At 34.3% G+C, this 17,767-nt stretch carries 13 protein-coding genes and 3 pseudogenes; 6 read left to right on the forward strand and 10 right to left on the reverse strand.

Features of this window, described 5'->3' with window-relative positions; translation table 11 throughout:
* The first annotated feature begins 2 nt into the window (after positions 1-2).
* The 5 genes from MWH06_07290 to MWH06_07310 all read left to right on the forward strand — a co-directional run bounded on the left by MWH06_07290 (position 3) and on the right by MWH06_07310 (position 6,141).
* On the forward strand, positions 3-992 hold the full coding sequence (locus MWH06_07290; protein ID UPA55022.1) for a phytanoyl-CoA dioxygenase family protein: 990 nt from the start codon (positions 3-5) through the stop codon (positions 990-992).
* Positions 993-2,786, forward strand: a complete 1,794-nt coding sequence (locus MWH06_07295) for an ABC transporter ATP-binding protein/permease (GenBank protein ID UPA55023.1) — start codon at positions 993-995, stop codon at positions 2,784-2,786.
* Positions 2,770-3,819 carry an aminotransferase class I/II-fold pyridoxal phosphate-dependent enzyme gene (locus MWH06_07300; protein UPA55778.1) on the forward strand — a complete coding sequence of 350 codons (1,050 nt, stop codon included), beginning with the start codon at positions 2,770-2,772 and terminating at the stop codon, positions 3,817-3,819. Before MWH06_07295 ends, MWH06_07300 begins: the two co-directional genes overlap by 17 nt.
* A 62-nt stretch (positions 3,820-3,881) precedes the next feature.
* Positions 3,882-4,868, forward strand: coding sequence for a threonine aldolase family protein (locus MWH06_07305; GenBank protein UPA55024.1), 987 nt, complete (start codon positions 3,882-3,884; stop codon positions 4,866-4,868).
* A gap of 127 nt (positions 4,869-4,995) precedes the next feature.
* On the forward strand, positions 4,996-6,141 hold the full coding sequence (locus MWH06_07310) for an MFS transporter (GenBank protein UPA55779.1): 1,146 nt from the start codon (positions 4,996-4,998) through the stop codon (positions 6,139-6,141).
* Between the two features lie 17 nt (positions 6,142-6,158).
* Here MWH06_07310 and MWH06_07315 read toward each other — a convergent pair whose 3' ends face one another.
* From MWH06_07315 to MWH06_07330, 4 genes and pseudogenes are all read right to left on the reverse strand, one after another.
* A complete protein-coding gene (locus tag MWH06_07315) occupies positions 6,159-7,466 on the reverse strand; it encodes a UDP-glucose/GDP-mannose dehydrogenase family protein (GenBank protein UPA55025.1) in 1,308 nt (435 codons plus the stop codon).
* 47 nt (positions 7,467-7,513) lie between these two features.
* Positions 7,514-8,413, reverse strand: coding sequence for a DMT family transporter (locus MWH06_07320; protein UPA55026.1), 900 nt, complete (start codon positions 8,411-8,413; stop codon positions 7,514-7,516).
* Positions 8,414-8,738: 325 nt separating this feature from the next.
* Positions 8,739-8,906, reverse strand: coding sequence for a hypothetical protein (locus tag MWH06_07325; protein ID UPA55027.1), 168 nt, complete (start codon positions 8,904-8,906; stop codon positions 8,739-8,741).
* Positions 8,907-9,346: 440 nt separating this feature from the next.
* Positions 9,347-10,668 (reverse strand): annotated as a pseudogene (locus MWH06_07330) (IS110 family transposase).
* 531 nt (positions 10,669-11,199) lie between these two features.
* On the opposite strand from MWH06_07330, the gene MWH06_07335 reads away from it, so the two are divergent.
* Positions 11,200-12,438, forward strand: a complete 1,239-nt coding sequence (locus MWH06_07335; protein UPA55028.1) for a hypothetical protein — start codon at positions 11,200-11,202, stop codon at positions 12,436-12,438.
* Positions 12,439-12,677: 239 nt separating this feature from the next.
* Here MWH06_07335 and MWH06_07340 read toward each other — a convergent pair.
* From MWH06_07340 to MWH06_07365, 6 genes and pseudogenes are all read right to left on the reverse strand, one after another.
* Positions 12,678-13,260: pseudogene (locus MWH06_07340) on the reverse strand (IS630 family transposase).
* A 547-nt stretch (positions 13,261-13,807) separates the two neighbouring features.
* Positions 13,808-15,292, reverse strand: coding sequence for a recombinase family protein (locus tag MWH06_07345; protein UPA55780.1), 1,485 nt, complete (start codon positions 15,290-15,292; stop codon positions 13,808-13,810).
* Positions 15,285-15,728 (reverse strand): DUF2924 domain-containing protein, encoded by a 444-nt coding sequence (locus tag MWH06_07350; protein UPA55029.1) that lies wholly within the window; start codon positions 15,726-15,728, stop codon positions 15,285-15,287. The genes MWH06_07345 and MWH06_07350 overlap by 8 nt, the downstream gene beginning before the upstream one ends.
* Positions 15,729-15,741: 13 nt before the next feature.
* A pseudogene (locus tag MWH06_07355) lies at positions 15,742-15,963 on the reverse strand (ankyrin repeat domain-containing protein).
* Between the two features lie 76 nt (positions 15,964-16,039).
* Positions 16,040-17,098 carry a group II intron reverse transcriptase/maturase gene (gene ltrA / locus MWH06_07360; GenBank protein UPA55030.1) on the reverse strand — a complete coding sequence of 353 codons (1,059 nt, stop codon included), beginning with the start codon at positions 17,096-17,098 and terminating at the stop codon, positions 16,040-16,042.
* Positions 17,037-17,294, reverse strand: a complete 258-nt coding sequence (locus tag MWH06_07365) for a hypothetical protein (protein UPA55031.1) — start codon at positions 17,292-17,294, stop codon at positions 17,037-17,039. Before MWH06_07365 ends, ltrA begins: the two co-directional genes overlap by 62 nt.
* Positions 17,295-17,767 lie beyond the last annotated feature (473 nt).

Consider the following 17,767-nt stretch of genomic DNA (forward strand, 5'->3'; position numbering starts at 1 on the left):
ATATGGAAACATTACAAAAAAATGGTTTTTTTATTATCAAAAATCTGGTTCCTTTAGAGCTAATAACTCAGTCTTTAAGTGACATAACAAATAAGATATCAAAGCTATCCCAAGAACTAAGTGTTTCAACTTCTGACTACTTAAACTGTACCGGCAGATGGGGCACGTCATCTCAAGTAACTAGAATTATCTCTCAAGCATTAGATAAAATTATTAAAAATTACCTTGAAAAATCACTTCAGTGTCAGATACTGCAGAAAAAATCAAATGTTATATGTAAAACTGCTGATTTAATAGATGCAGTTCCCTTCCATCAAGACATCTCCTATAGTTTCAATGATCCTTACCACTTTTCCGTTTGGTTAGCTTTGAATAATGTCAGTGAAACTTCAGGTGCACTAAAAATTATAGAAAACAGTCATAAATGGGAAATACAGCCTTTAGTTGATTTTTGGTACCCATATTTTTTTGATCAGTACTCAAACAACCGAGAAAATTACAAAATTAAGTCACTACCTATTTCAGCAGGAGATGCGATAGTTTTTGATTCACGGTTATGGCATGGTAGTGATAAGAATACAGATGCTAAAGATAGATTTGCTTATGTAACAAGGTGGATTGTAAAAGATCAAGACCTTCCCTTTGTGCCAAAACCTCAGCCTTCAGTTTTTGGTATACTCAATTGTGGTAAGTTAACAGAATCTATACTGAGAGAATACTTGTCATTATTTGGCTACCAGGAAAGTATAAAAGCAAAAAACATGGAAGAACTTATTAAGAGCTGGTTAGTCTTTATTACAGATACAACTACAAATATTTCTGAGATCGACACTACTAAGGCTAAGCGAGATTTATATAAGCTACTTATTCTGAATCAAGCGTCAGCACTACATGATGCTGGAGACATCTCAGGAAAAATATACAAAAATTTATGGTTTTCACTACTTGTATTTCTCAATAAAAAAGTCAACGTAGTGGAGCTAGCATTATAAATGAACAGAAGTAGAGTTGATAGCTTCAAATGTGTATTGATGTTCATCTTGAATATAGTATCTAAATTCAAACTTAATGTACTTATAATGTCTTTAGTTGCCCTGGTGGTAGCTGTTGATTTGTCTTTTAGAAAGTATTTAGTAAAAAATATTCTAGATACAGCTGTAAAATATCAGGAAGGTAATGTAATTGAGAATCTTTTATTACCTGTAAGCGCTTATCTTGGTATGGCATTACTTATCACTACTGCTTTTAGATTCTATGGCTATTTTGTTGACATTCGAATGTTTACCTTAATGCGTCAAAAAATAGCTGATATATCTTTTTGTAGGCTACTCCAACAAGACCATTCCTATTATCAGAACAATTTATCTGGAAGCTTAGTACATAAGGTCAGTAGCTTAATGGATAGTGTGATAGAGTTAATAAGATTGCTTATAGATTGTTTTTTCGGTTACAGTATAGCATTAGTCTTAGCTATTTATACCTTATCATTAGTAAACATAAAGTTTGCAATCGCTACATTCACTTGGGTAAGCATTTTTATTTTAGTCTCGATTTTCAGCTTTCGTGTACTTACTGAATTAGCTGATAATTACTCTAAACAAAATTCACAAGTAATAGCTAGTATAGCAGATAGTATTTTAAATGTTATATCAGTAAGGTTATTTTCTCAGCAAGCACATGAGAGACACAAATTTTTTCAAATATGTAAGAAAAGAACTATTGCAGAGAGAAAATTACAATGGACATACTTTTGGCTTTGGTTTATATATGGCTATTCATTTGATATACTCCAAGCAGTAAACTTGTACTTTTTAATTCATGATTATCAATTTAACAAAATCGCAATAGGAGATATTGCTCTTGTACTTGGAATTAATATATCGATTATAGAGTTTCTTAACCATCTAACTAGGAATCTTACCCAATTTTCTACTCATTTCGGCAAAGTTTCAGATGCATTGCCAATCTTGACTACCGTACCAGAAATTCAAGATAAGAAAAATGCTAAAGAATTAAATTTATTAAGCGGAAGAATAACGTTTAATAATGTTTCTTTTTCTTATGAAGGTCAGGAGTCATTATTTCAAGATTTTTCAGTTACCATTAATCCTTGCGAAAAGGTAGGTCTAGTTGGTTATTCTGGAGGTGGTAAATCTACTTTTATAAACTTAATTCTAAGGCTATTTGATGTTAAAAAAGGTAATATACAGATTGATAATCAAATAGTATCAGAAGTTACACAGAGTTCTTTGAGGCAACAAATATCTGTAATACCTCAAGACCCATTGTTATTTCATGATACTATTTTAGCAAACATCATATATGGTAAACTTCAATCTACTATAGAAGAAATAATGAGAGCTGCAAAGCTGGCTGGTATTCACGATTTTATTATGACTCTACCAGATCAATATGGAACTACAGTTGGAGAAAAAGGCATCAAGCTATCTGGAGGAGAAAGACAAAGAATAATAATAGCAAGGGCATTTTTAAAAAACGCTCCAATATTATTTCTCGATGAACCAACTAGTCAGTTAGATTCTATAACAGAAAAAACAATTCAAATGAGTTTATTTAAATTGATGAAAAATAAAACTACGATTACTATAGCACACCGTATTTCTACACTTTTACACATGGACCGAATTCTAGTATTTAACAAAGGAAAAATTGTCCAAGATGGTAAACACGCTGAACTAGTTTCTAAACACGGTCTTTATAAAGAACTTTGGAATGCTCAAATTGGTTGTTTGAATGGCAAAAAAGAAGATGGAAAAAATTATTGATCTGAGAAGTGACACTACAACTCTGCAGAGCTCCAACGTTATACATGCAATAAGTAATGCAACTGTTGGAGATTTTGCTTATGGTGAAGACAAAAGCTGTAATGACTTATCAGAATATTGCAAACAATTATTCAAAGTAGAAGAAGCATTATTTGTAACCAGCGGTATGCTTGCAAATAGATTAGCCATTGCCAGTCAAACAAGTCCTGGTGATGAACTAATAACTCATTATAATTACCACGTTAATTTTTTCGATAGCGCAGGCAATGCAAAAGTAAATAATATCGTATTTAATTGTATTAGAAATAATAGCGGAATCTTAGATGTTGATGAAGTAGAATATGCTATTAATTCTAAGCCGAGGTATAAAATTTTTGCTCAGGTGAGTCTTGTTTCTATAGAAAATAGTATAAATGGGTTTAATGGTAAAATTTATCCTTTTGAAAAACAAGTCGAGTTATATCACTTTTTAAAAGCTCACAATGTAAATCTTCATTTAGACGGTGCAAGAATATTTAATGCTCATATCGAAACAAATATTGCTTTAGCAGATTATGCTAAATATGTGGATACAATGAGCTTTTCTTTTACTAAAGGACTTGGCGCTCCTTTTGGTTCAATGCTTATGGGTAAAAGAGAGATAATTGAAAGGGCTAAAAAGCTACAGGTTTGGCTAGGTAGTGGTTATCATCAGATAGGGTATTGTGCTAATGCAGCAAAATACGTACTACAGAATAATATCTCTAGGCTTAAAGAAGATAATAAGCTCGCTAAATTATTTGCAGATAAGATTAAAGAAATTCCACACATCAAACTGGTACTACCTTATCCAGAAACTAATATAGTAAGCTTTAGTATAAAAGCACTAAATGTAACTAATGAGGTTTTCTTGAGTAAGTGCCAAGCTTATGGTTTATTGCTTTTTCCTTGGCTTGAGTCTCATATAAGAGCAGTTACCCATCTTGGCACAAAGGAAACAGACATCATGAAAGCTGCTGAAATTATAAAGGAGGTTGTGTTAAATTTAATATGAGAATAAAAATAGATTTCTTTAGCGATTCAAACACTGACCCTTCAGCTAAAATGAGGGAAGCGATGGCTAAAGCAAAAGTTGGAAACGAAGCTGCATGTGAAGATCCAACTGTGAACGAATTAGTGGCAACCGCATGTAAAATATTAGGTAAACCTGCAGGAATCTTTTTGATTTCAGGAACGATGTCCAATGTAATTGCTTATAAAGTACACATTCAAAGACCTGGTGATTACTTGCTGCTTGATGAAACTTCACATCCGCTCATAGTACAATCTGGCTTGATTGCAGCCCAGGCACATGCTACTCCTTTGCCCATCAAAGGTACGAGAGGAATATTTACTGGAGAACAAATTGTTGAGTTTATTACTCGTCCTAGTTTAAGAAATATTCCGAGAGTTGGGCTTGTTTCTATCGAACAAACGACAAATTTTGGTGGTGGAGCTGTGTGGCCTTTAGAATATATTCAAGAGATCTCAAGTCTCTGCAAAGAGAATGACGTATTCACTCATTTAGATGGAGCAAGACTGTTCAACGCTTGTGCTCATACTAAAATATCTCCAAAGGAGTATGCAAGTTATTTTGATTCGGTATTCATTGATTTTAGTAAAGGATTAGGTGCTCCAATGGGCGCAATATTGCTTGGAAGTGAAGAGTTTATTGAAAAAGCTTGGTACTATAAGTTTCAAATTGGCGGAGGTATGCACCAAGCTGGCATTATTTCAGCTGCATGTTTATATGCTCTACATAATAATGTAAATTCTTTAGAAGAAGATCATAAAAAAATGCAGCACCTTATAGAAGGCCTAGACTCCATAGATCAAGTTATAATTGATATCGACCTGTATAAAACTAATATAGCGTATTTTTCATTACGTACTAATTGTATATCTACTCAAGAATTAATAAACGTACTAATGAAAAATTATGGAATTAGAATGGCTAACATCAAAGGTAAAATCAGAGCTATAACACATAGAGATATAAGCTATGAAGATATTAATACTACTGTATCTGCTATAAGAAAGATACTAAGTAATTTTCTGCACTAATTGTTTACAAACTGCTTGTCAAACAATATTATACCAATATAGTATTATGCTAGCATCTGCATAGAGCTATTTGGGAATAGGTGTGAACTTTGTCTTCTTTCAATATTTACTATTCTTCTGTGGATATATGCTGCTTTATTTATCAAGACAAAGTATACCAATTGCTCTACCACTGTTAATAGATACTGACCATGTAAAATTAAGCTATTTTTTTGCCTGCTTTTCTTTTTTTTATGGAGTATCAAAATTTGTTAATGGAATAATCATGGACTCCAAAAATAATCCATTATTTATGTTCGGGATATGCAACATTGCAACTGGATTATTAACCATTGGTATAACTTTATCATATAATAATCTGACTTTATTACTGTTAACATTAATATTATTAGCTTGGACACAAGGGTTAGGTTGGCCAGCTATTACCAAGTTTATGGTTACAAACTCTAGCATCTCTTCAATTGCATCATCATGGGGAGTTATGAGCGCATCTCAGCAACTTGGTTCTTGTATTACTTTAATTTTATTACCAAGTATAATTAAAATATATGATGCAAAGAGTGCATTTTTATACTCTGGTCTCTTATGCTTACTTTTTGGAATTTATATAATATTAAAAGCATATTACAAAGAAAGTGCCAACTTTACTACCTATTATAAGGTGCAGAAATCTCAAATAGGTATCAAGGTAACAAGTTCCATATGGTTTCTATGTTGTGCTACTTTTTGTGCTTATATTATAAAAATGGGAATCTTCTTTTGGTTTCCTATAATTTTAAAGGATAAATTACAAATTTCTCTTGTACAATCCTCACTAATAACGGGCGTATATGATTTAGGTGGAATCCTTGGAACTTTAATCACAGGAAGAATTAGTGATATGTACTTCTTTCAAAATAGAAGCTTGCTGGCATTACTTTACATGTTGGGTATAGCACTCACTTTTATTGCAATGAACTTTGGTCAAAACATAATTCTTATGAACCTTGGTGCAATCTTATCAGGATTCTTTATATTTGGAGTGCAAGTACTGACAGGTGTTATAGCTGTAGAAATTGCTCCACAAAATAATATATGTGCAATTGTAAGCTTAACAGGATTATTTGGGTATATTGCAAGTTCAATATTTTCATGCGTGCTCTTAGGAGTGCTTGTTAAGCACTGTGGTAACAGTATTATGTTTTCATTTTTTTCCATTTGCTCTGTTGTTGCACTCGTTTGCTTTTCCATACTATCAAGCAAAGATCTTAAAAAACTAAGTAAAGCGGTGTAGAAAACATTTCTCAACAGTTAAACTTTGTAGATAGATTTTTTACCCAGGGAATAAACGTTATAGCCATATCCTAGTAGCAATTCATTATCTAACAAGTTGCGAAAGTCAAAGATATTAGGTGTAGCCATAACATCCTTTAAGATTAAAAAATCTTGATTTTTAAATTCTTTCCACTCCGTTAATAATAATAAGGCTTCCGCGTCTCTTGCAGCTCCTATAGCGCTGTCCGCGTACTCTATATCCTTTAGAATTTGCCTAGCATTATCCATCCCTACTGGATCATATGCAGTAATTTTAGCCTTGTTATTCACTAACAATTTTGCAATATCTATAGCTGGGCTATTTCTTACATCATCAGTACCAGACTTAAAAGTTAGCCCCCATATCGCTATTTTTTTATTTTGGACTCCATTCAATACATATTCTACCTTTTTAGCAATGTTTGTTATATGATTATAGTTAGATTCCTTAACTGAATTTAAAATTTGTAGCTTAACATTGTGGTCTTCAGCAAGCCTTATTAAAGCTGACAAATCTTTAGGAAAACATGATCCTCCAAATCCTGGACCAGCTTTGAGAAATTCCTTACCTATTCTATGGTCCATTCCCATACTGTTAGCTAAAAGGTCAATGTCTGCTCCTAATAGCTCACATAAACCTGCCATCTCATTGATAAAAGCAACCTTTGTTGCTAGAAAAGCATTAGAAGCATATTTAATCATTTCAGCAGTAACTGTATCAGTGACTATTAACGGAATATTCTTACCTATAAATGATCTATATATAATTTCTAGTTTTGCCCTAGCTAGCTTAGTTTTTACTCCTATTATTATCCTATCTGGGTATAAAAAATCTGATACTGCAGAGCCTTGCTTGAGAAACTCTGGATTAACTCCCAAATCAAAGTTATAGCCCTTATTAGATAAATAATTATGTATATTCTCTGCAGTACCAGGAGGAACAGTTGACTTTATCACTATTAAGCAATCTTGATTGACTCTCTCAGAAACTTCACTTACTGCATTATATACATTCTTTAAATTTGCATTTCCTATGGAGTCTGATGGAGTATCTACAGTTACAAATACTACTTCTGTATTGGGATTTATTTGAGAATACGAATCGAAAAATCTTATCCTTTGTGACTTTATATTATTCTCTAAATAATCTGCTAATTCAGGTTCATATAGAGGAATTTTCCCTGATTTCAAAAGTTCAATCTTCTTAGTATTTATGTCAATGCAATCAACTTTATGGCCCTGCTCCGATAACATTGTACCAGATACTAAGCCTACATACCCTACTCCTATAATAGTTATGTGCATTTTATTATCACCTTAAAAATGTAGCTTAGCATCTAAAATAAACACCATTAACAATTATAAACTTTTGTTGTTACACTATTTTTCTTAATTGCCTTACCTTCCGAGTAAACTATAAATAAGGTTGACGGTATTAATATCAAAGTACCATGTAAAACACTTTTATCAGGTAATTCATTAAATATAACGTATGTTACTACTGCAGAAATTATTAGCTCTATGTATCTATAAGGTGCAAGTGCAGTAGCATCAGTAAGAGTAAAAGCTTTTAACATAAAGAGCAAAATTAGATTTGAATTAATTCCCAAAATCAGCAGTAATATTAATTCCAACAAGGAAGGCATATGCCAATAAAATAACAAAGGTGGAGTAGAAAAAATAGTTGTCGTTAGAGCTGAATAAAATAACATACTTATTACTGACTCTTTTATTATAAGTTTCTTATTAAGTATATCTAATATAGCAAAGATCAATGCAGATACAATAAAAATAAGAATTTTAGGATTAAAATCTTCACTATGAGCTTTGGTAGTAATAGCAATACCAACAAAGCCAATAACAGTTACTATCCATCTTTGCCAAATTATATTTTCGTTTAGCAAAGAGATTGCAAGAAGTATAACAAATAATGGTATAGAAAAACTTATAATCGTTGCAGTTACTATGGGGAAAACAGTCAACCCGTAAGTCCATAAGGTCATTCCACAAAATAACAACCCGCCCCTGGTTATTTGAGTAGATATTTGACTTGTTTTAAAAGTTTCTATTCCATAGTAAAACATAAAAGGTACAAGGGTAATAGTGGTAAACAGAAAGCGGAAAAAAATTATTTCAAAACTCTGAAGATGTAAACTTAGATATTTTGATATAGTATCATTAGCTACACTACTAAGTAAGCTAAGTATAAACCAGATAACCCCAAACAAATAAGCTCTCAATCTGTAATCCATAAAGCTTCTGATTTAATAGATACGATGTACTCATATAATTTTACTACAAAACTAATAATATAAAAGTTTTCTGATGTACGTCCCCAGAATGTGATCGTAAGGGTTCATTATAAATAATTCGGGAAATTTCGTCTCTGTAGAAATATTAAGAGCTATGTAACGAACGTTTATATTTGTGAGTAATAGTAAGGCTCAAGGTAAGGAAAATGCTAGTGAGGTAAAGTAGAATAACGTTGATTTGATAATTTAAGCTCATTCCCTCTTGCTACATCTCTCTTTAATATCTCCTCTTTTGCAGCAGGTCTATAGAATTATACAGAGTATTTTATCTTCCAATACAGGCAATCTTGACATGGCATTTCTTCTGTTCTTGAACTTTTTCCCACTCTGGGCGCACTTTTTCTACAACCTTTTCGAATTCTTCTATTTTCAAACCTGTTACATCTCGAAAATTTCTCGGATGTTCTTTTAGATTATGGTAGTTTAAGCCCATCTTCCCTCCCTATTCTCTTGCTATACCTCCCTATTTTATAACCATTCCCACTCTTTTGCAGCAGGTTTAAAGAAATACTAAAGGCAAAAGATACGCTTGTGTAGTTCGAAAGCTTTCTATAGGATAAGTCTCACCTGATTTACAAATAGAATTGTTATGTTAGATGTTTGCTATTTATTCTTAAGCTCATTTTAACAGCATTTTGCTTTTTTTAGTATGTAGGGATTTTCTAGGAATTATCCTATTGAATTCTATGATATTATTTTTTGTAACATTGTTATACACATCATGAAAGTGAAGCTATTTCATTTAACTTCGCAATCTCTGCAGCAGATTAAAATGACAAGAAAACTTGTATTTGGCGTACTATTGTTTAATTTTTTGCACTATGTGCACCGTATGTCTTTATAAAATTTCTAGGTTTTTACCTCCTAAGAAACTCACTTAACTAACTCTTCTTGTTGAACTAATATGTAGCCAAATTCGCTCGCTTTTTTGATCAAATTTTTTACAGTTCTATCTTTATAGCGTGTTTCATAGTATTCCATTCCTTTTTCTACATATTCCTGTCCGTATTTGAGCATACTATAAAATATGCATGCCATTTTTCTTGCAGTAGCTGTTATTGCTTTTGGTGCTCCTAGTCGTTTTCTCAATCTTCTGTAGTATGCACCCAACGCACTTTTACTATTTCCTACAGAATGAGCAGCTATTCGCAAAGCATTTGCAGCACGGTTAATGACTTTACGTGTTCTTGTGTTAAACACTTTTTCCCCTGTAACTTTATTAGCAGGACTGAGTCCCAACCACGATGAAAAGTGCTTTTCTGTTGGCCATTTACTATGGTTTATACCAACTTCTGAAATTATGGTTTGTATACTTAATACATCAAATCCAGGAATTTTAGTGAAATCCATACCAGTTATTCGGTGCAGTTCCTCATACAAAGCAAAGCTTGGCTTACTTTTGCTATTTTTATTCTTTTGCTTACTTAGCTGTTTGCTTTCACAAGACTTTGTTTCAAACGTTTTATAATAGGCTTCAATATTTCTATCACATTCTGCTATTTTTTCTTGATAAATATTATATAGTTCAAATTCTTGCTTTAGCGTGAATAAGTGTTCCTCTCTATAGTCACCAGCTAACGCTTTTGCAATAGTAGACTGATCATTTTTCATTCGCACGTCCCTGAATTCTGCCAATTTTTCAGAATCTCTTTCGCCTTCAATTATAGTTTCAATGATTTTCATACCAGTTATCCCAGTAATATGACTAATAACCTTGTGTAATTGTATATTCATTTGAATTAATGCCTTCTGCATACGCAGAATATGTGTAGATGCACTTTCAGTGAGATTTTTGCGTTGCCGCACGTAACTGCGCAATACACACATCTGATTATCTGGCCTAAACGATCCATGAAGCAGTCCGTAGCTATGCAGTTGTTGGAGCCATTGGCAATCTTGAACGTCAGACTTCCTACCAGGTACATTCTTTACATGCCGTGCATTTTACCTCGAATTTGTATGACTCAAGTATTTGAAATAAAGGAATCCAATATACTCCTGTTGATTCCATAGCTACTGTTGTAACTTTACACTTTTTCAACCACTGTGCTAAGTTATGAAGGTCTTCAGTAAAGCAGCCAAATTTCTGAACGCGTTCTTCCTTCAGGTACACACACATAGTGTACAGCTGAACCAATGTCTATTCCTGCTGCATTAGGATTCACTATTTCTAATTTACTTTTTGCTTTTTTCATGGTAACCCCTACATATAATTTGTAATAGGGAAACGCTTCAGCTTGGAACGGTTGATAGTACAATCTCCTAACCGAGGTAGTCTAAATGACTCCATCAATGATTTGACCGTTCCTTCCAAAACCATGCTTGCATACGGGCACTTAGGCACCATTGAAAATGTCGGTCATAACTGCAAAGGCGCTCCCTGTACAACTATACTTGAAAACTACTAAAAACTTAAATTTGTGTGTTTCTTTCTGATTTGACAGATTTCGTCTGTTCGATGCTTGCATGTAAATATTTCTCTTAAAGTGCTTCATAATCTTGATCTGTCTAGAAGTTTCAACTTTAATTAGATATATCTCTACTAGAAGGTGATGTAGGCAGAGAGAGCGGACAGCCTTTTTCTTCACTCTGATTTGTATGGGCAACTTTGCTGTCTCCTATATATCAGAGGCAATTTGCATTAGCAAAATAAAGTTATGATTTTGTTAAATGAATGCTATAGTATGATAGTTTTTAAGTAGATATTATAATAATGGTTACACTATATGACTGATCAGACAATTTTAAAGAAGGATCATACTTCAACATATCCCGTTTTAGAGTCTGGGGAAGATGGTAATGCCTTGGGTGACACTTTTCCTTTTCTTTTGGAGGAAGGATATTGCCTATTGGAGAAGCCAATTTCATCTACTAAAGATGAGATAGACCTGCTCGATGAGTTTTACAAGAAAATGCAGGATGTGCAAGAAAAAAACAACAAAGAGTTTCAAAAGACTTTGAACTTATTAAATGTAGATTGGACAAGAAGTTCCTTAGAACGTATCAAATATGTAGTTGATCAATACTTAGCAAAGGGAATGAGACTAAGTGTATATTATAACGATAAGAAAGAAACTACGGTAGATTTAGTGTTTGAAGAAATAATAGGAATTCTTCAATCCACTACAACCACGACTTCTGGTGGTATTGCGTGCAGGTTTAGCAATTCAGGGTATCTAGGCTATGATGAGAATGAAAATGAAGAAACAAAGGAAGAAAATATAATAGTAATACAAGACATTGTTAGCAATTTGCTACTAAGAGGTGGCAAAGTCAATAGGCATCTTTTCCGTTACGATAGGATAGCACACTCTACTGAGGGGTTTATAAATAGTTCTGCCGAGTGTTTTGATGAATACCTCTCTAGTTGTTGTAAAGAAATTAAAAACAAAATAGAAAGTATAGCGTATGAGAGCATTGTAAATGCAAGCGGGAAGATTAGGAAAAATCTAGAAGTGGAAATGGATAATATATTTTTATACGTAAATTATCCACAGAATTGTGTTATTCAACCTGCAGAGGTTATGAACAAGTGTGAAGTAGAGAAGCTGGGGTTAAGAATTTTCGTGCTGGGGGTAGGTAGCAGTGTAGCAAGAATTGAGAAGATAGGAGAAGTGAGAAATTATACAGACCTTGCAGATGGTAGTGATGTAGTATTAACTTTCCATACTAGTTTAGGAGAATTAGAAGTTAGATTATATCCTGATATGCAAGGTCTAATAAAGGTAGAAGTAAAGGATCAAGACAAGTGGAAAAAGTTAAAGAATTGTGAAGAAGAAGTGGGAAAAAATTGCTTATTAGGAGGTTTACCAGTTATTCAAACCATAGACCAAGGTGTTTTTGCTAGATCCGGTGGATTAATACATCATGAAGTAATAAGCGAGTCTGATAACAAGAAAGTTTCATGGGCAGGACGTGAAGAGTTAAGAAAGATTTCTGATTCTAGGGGAGAAATTGCTAGGTAAAAAGTATTAAATTGAGATTCATTGAAATGTTAACTAAGATAATTAGTAGTCTAAGAAAGGAATTGCCCTAAGCTCTACACAAAGCACTTGCTCTTTTTTACTAGTTTACAGCACTACCCATGGTAATCTAAATAAGATTTTCTCTTACAATCAAGTTATAGTCAATTGGAACAACTTTTCACATCTAATAAAAGTTCTAATTCTAGATTTATAGCTCTTTTCACAATAGTCCGGAAGGCTTATCGAAAAACAGAATCAACAGCATGACGAAAAGATGTGAATAGAGGGATGTTTTTCCTAGCTCTGTTTTTTATAGCAAACGAATAATGCTCAATTTTATTAAAATCGGGAGAATAAGGCGGTAGATATAAAATTTCTGCACCAACTCCTCTAGCAAGTTCAGTAATCTTGTTAGACTTATGAAAAGTAGCATTATCAAGAATAACAGTTTGTCCAGGTTCCAAAATCGGTGTCAAAAACTGCTCAAACCATTTATTAAAGATATCCATATTACAGTGGCCTTCAAATGTTAACGGAACAACTATTTTTCTGCCTTTTAAGGATGCAATCATGCTAATTCGTTGAGTTTTCTTGCCAGATTTAGGGCATAAAACCGCTGTCCTTTCTGGCAATATCCATAAGGATAGTCTTCGGTACTATCAATCCTAGATTCATCTATATATAATAAGTTTTGAGGTTCTTTTGTTGCTATAATTTTCAAAAATTCAGCATGTTTTTCTTCACTCCTTTCCTTGTATTCATATGTCTTTTTTTGCGCGTGAATCTAATCTTTTTAAGAGCTCGATGGATCGTTTGGATACTATAGCATTTCTCGTAATAGTCCAAATAGGGTAAGATATGTGCTTATGGCTATGGGAGGCCAGTAGCATATTATGATCTGTTCGGATTATTGCGAAAAGAGCTATCTTTCTGTAAATCACATAAAACCCCGGCAAATGAATCTATGAATTTAATAGCGTAAAGGACTTCAAAAATACCAATTGTTTTGTTAGCAAGTAGTAAAATTTTCATATTTCTTGAGTATACACATTTTATGCCAGATTCAAAAAAGGCTGAGTGGTGAGTTGTTCTACATCTTCAATTTTTTCGAGTTTGGTATTGGGCTTTAAAAGATTGTACAGCGCAAAACCCATACATGCTAATCCAACTATTCCACAACCACTGCTACTATAGGCATTTTCATGATATACAATGCAATGCTGTCTACCAGTAACATTACACCAGCACTACCGGCCAGACTGCCTGTCTTTGTTGCATTACTGATCTTATATCTTTCTCTTTGCCTGCAGCATCAATATCACAATATAGTCTGGAAATTAGTTACATTAATAACTTATTAATCGCTTAATTAAGGCGCCAATTTGTAAAATTTTTCCACTTGCTCACTCCAAAGCATTGGTATTTCCCTCAAGTAAGCTAACTTCAATCCTCTTGGTTGCCTTCCATTTACTATGTCTTCCTTAATCTTTGGTGCTAAATAATTCAGCCTTAAAATTTGCTGTATACGTCTTGTACCTATATTAATTTTGGCACTCAGCTCATTTACACTTCTATATTTTCCCTCTTCCAGTTGCCGTTTCCATAGGTGAGCTCTTACCACTGCTTTGAGTAACGCATTATTTGTTTTACCTTCTGGCTCTATTACTGTGCATTTGTTTCCTTTCTTTTTTATTGGTATAAATTCCACCTTATTCTCTGAACTCACTTCTATTCCATCTTCTTTTACCATTACTCCCTTTATTAACTTTTTCACTACTTCTTTCTGCTTTCCAAAACTTAAATTTTTCCACTCTTCTGCTTTTTCTTGCCAATTTTTGTATAGGTGCTCTGCTCTCTTTATTACTTCTTTTTCCACTTCCCCTGCTACTACATTTCGATTTACTGATTCACAACCTTTTCCTCTTAAATGATTGTTGCACACATAATATCGATACCTCTTGTTCTCCTTTTTTGAGTATGTTAGCGTCATGTTTACTTCACAGCTCTTGCATCTAATTATTCCCCTAAGCAGCGCTTCCTCGTATCTTACCCCTCTATACGGCTGATTCTTTATCAATTCTTGCGCTTTTTTCCATTTTTCTTCTTCTATTATTGCCTCATGCTTTCCCTCATACTGTTTCTCATAATGCCGTATTTTTCCTATATATACCGGATTTGTTATTATTCTTCTCACCGTCGCTTTTTTAAAGATATCTGATTTCGTTCGGTATCCTTCTCTGTTTAACTCTCTTGCCAATTCTGCCATTGATCTCAGCTCCAAATATCTTTCAAATATATGCTTCACTGTCTTTGCTTCTTTCTCATTTATTATTAATTCTTTATCTTTTACATCATACCCAAGTGGCACAGTTCCTCCCATCCATAATCCTTGTTCTTTTGATGTTGCTATTTTATTTTTTACCCTTTCTACGATCATTTCTCTTTCTAGTTGTGCTGCTCCTGACAATACTGTTTGCACGAACTTTCCCATTGGCGTATTATTGTCAAATATTTGTGTTACTGCTACAAAATTTACTCGATGCCTTCTAAAAAATGATGTTACTTCTATGCTATCCTTTGTTTCCCTTGATAACCTGTCTAATGTATATACTACTACACAATCTACTTCTCCCGCCTTTACATCTTCAAACAACTCCTTTATCGCTGGTCTTTCTAAATTTTTCCCTGAAAAGCCACCATCATCGTACCTTTTTGCCAATGCTACCCAGCCCTCTCTGCTCTTTATGTACTTTTCACATGCTACTCGCTGCGCATCAAGACTATTAAACTTTTGTTCTAGTCCATCTTCATTTGATTTTCTCGTATATATCGCACATCTTATTTCTTCACACACCCTTTCTCTCCTTTTCACGCATCCCAAACAAGAGCGGTCCGTTGTAGCTCATTCCCATTATTTTCCCGGCTATTGCTGATAATGATGTGTAAAACTCTTCTCTGTAGATTAAACCCTTATCGGTTACCATTACCGAATGTGTTTCTTCACCTCTTTCTAATATCAACTCTGTTCCTGCTACTGGCAATTTGTCACTACTTATTCTTTTTCCCTTTTCTAGCTGATCTGCCAGATACTCTAGTCTTTTTGCTCCTTTTCTTGACATTTCTCCATATGCTTCCTCCTGCATTCTATATGCTAGTCTCGGTATCAGATATTTCTTTGAATGTTTAGGTACCTCTTCCCCAAATACCTTCTTCCACATTCTCCTTAGCTCTTCTAACGTTTTTTTCTCTAAATTCATCACTTTCTTTTCTGTTTCTTCCTTTTTTTCCATATTTTCTATCCTCTCATAATTTCTCAAATAACTTTTCAATTCTGTCTGTTTCTTTCTTCAACACCTCGTTTACTTCTTTACTATTTTTCGCATAATCTATCGCTGTCATTCCAAATTTATCTGCTTGCTCTATTCCAGCCCCTGCTTTTACTAGCTCCTCCACTATTTCTTTTTCGCCTACCATACATGCAAGGTGCAGCGACGTGCATTTATTTCCATATTCTTCAGCATTTAGGAGAGTAGACCGGCGGACCTTCCCCACCAGTCTCTCGCAGAACTGTGCATGAACCTCGCGACTCACACAGCTCCCATTATTCAGCCTTTTGTCCCAAACCTAATGTCCAGTGGTAGAAAGTGTCTGGTCCTTCTTTTCTCATTTTTCCTAGAAGTTGCCTTGCTAGTCCTCCACGAGTTTGAAGTTTCTTGTACTTTCTTCTTGCCCACTTTTCAAGTTGCCGCTCTATGTTCTTCAGAGGTTTGTATATCTCTGTCCTGTAAAACCTGCCATAGTACTGATACCAGCCTCTGACTATTGGATTTACTTTCTTTGATATCCCCTCCAGAGTTGTAGATGTTTGTCTGTGTATTTTCCATGACCTTATGGTTTGACTAATCTTCTTCTTGGCCTTATTACTAATTGCAGGTATGAATGAAAGAAAATAATTCCCTACTTTACTGTTCTTCGCTAGTCTAGGTCTGAATGTAAAACCTAGAAAATCATAACTTTGTATAGTATACTCATCTTTCCTTCTGTTATCCTTACAATACACTATTTGTGTCTTTTCCGGATGTAGCTTTAGCTTATACTTGGCCTGTCTTTCTTCAATTACGTCTCGCATAAAATCCGCTTGCTTCTTAGTTCTGCAGTGCACTATCGCATCATCTACATATCTCTCAAATGGTATTGTCGGGTGCTTTTGTCTCATCCACTCATCAAATACATGATGCATAAATATGTTTGAGATCATCGGACTTATTGAACCTCCTTGTGGAACTCCTTTATCCCTAACTACCTTACTGCCATCTGCTTGCTGAATTGGAGCTTTCATCCATCTTTCAGCATACAGTATGACCCATTTGCAGTCTGTGTGCTTTTTGATAGCTTGCAATGCTAACTCGTGGTCCAAATTGTCGAAAAATCCAGATATATCAAGATCTATTGACCAATTGTACCTCCAGCATCTTTTACGCGCAGTATCTACCGCATCCAGTGCAGATTTATTTGGTCTATAACCATATGAATCATCATGGAATTTTGGTTCTACTAGCGGCTCCAGATACATAGCAGCAGCCGTTTGCCCTATCCTGTCAAATACTGAAGGAACACCTAAGATTGCTTTGTCCTCCTCCTGTATCTTTAGGTATTGCAACAGCTTTTATAGCTTCTGGAAAATAACTTCCGGATGACATCCTATTCCATAGTTTGTACAGATTATCTTTTAGATTTTCTTCAAACTTTGTTATCGAAACCTCATCCACACCAGCAGCACCTTTATTTTTCGATACTTGTTTATAAGCTCTCCAAATAAGTTGCTTTGATATATCAAAAGACTTTGTTTTACTCATTAACTCCTCCCTTTCGGTTGATAAATAATTAAAACTAAATAACTCAGCCCCTTCTCTCCATTTCCATTACAGAAACTTCTTCACTACTACGAGCTGATCCGCCCCTGTTTTTCGCATCGGTACTCTCATCCTTAGAGTTTAGCTCCTTGGATTTCTCCCTTATCATCGAAACGACAGGTTCCCGTAGTTCCACACAATAGCCTGAAATAGATTCATGCCACCTTTATGCCAGACGCCATCTATCCAGTAAACAAGCTCCCGATAGATTTATCCCAGGTTACAGACAACCCCCTGGTTTTGACGTCATTTAAAAGGTTTCGACACTTCATCAGTGGTTCACTTTCGTTCATCTCTCCATTCCTTACATGACATATAATTATGCCTTTTCCATAACGCTCACTACCTTGGCTCTTTACCAAAGCAGCTTATGGTTGTTTGAAGCCTGCTCTTGTAAACCGGCTCCGAGGGGCCCA

Source organism: Wolbachia pipientis, assembly GCA_023052945.1.
Taxonomy (GTDB): domain Bacteria; phylum Pseudomonadota; class Alphaproteobacteria; order Rickettsiales; family Anaplasmataceae; genus Wolbachia.